The organism is Tolypothrix sp. VBCCA 56010, from assembly GCF_050875635.1.
GTDB lineage: Bacteria > Cyanobacteriota > Cyanobacteriia > Cyanobacteriales > Nostocaceae > Hassallia.
Genome location: NZ_JBPAOH010000505.1, coordinates 1 through 260 on the forward strand (window position 1 = coordinate 1; position 260 = coordinate 260).

Below are 260 nucleotides of genomic sequence, written 5' to 3' on the forward strand. Positions count from 1 at the left end.
ACCAATACACTCAACTGCACGTCTGGGTGATATTGAAATAGCGCGTGTACGTGGTCTTTTTCGCCGTTAAACTCAACAAGCTTGCAATCCCACTTGGCTAATAGTTCTTCGAGAATGACGTGCAATCGCGTTAACATCTCGCCCGTAAACACTTTGCGGCGATATTTTGTTGTCAACACCAGATGCACTTTTAAGTCACTGACCGACCTACCCTTGGAGACAAAATCATTTTTCACGACTTTTTCAGGAACTCTGCTATA

1 protein-coding gene is annotated in these 260 nt (G+C 43.8%); it reads right to left on the reverse strand.

Annotation, left to right across the window (positions count from 1 at the left end):
* Positions 1–236, reverse strand: a 236-nt coding sequence (gene tnpA, locus AABK37_RS42140; protein ID WP_432557292.1) for an IS200/IS605 family transposase, incomplete at its 3' end; no start/stop codon positions are given.
* Between the last annotated feature and the right edge of the window lie 24 nt (positions 237–260).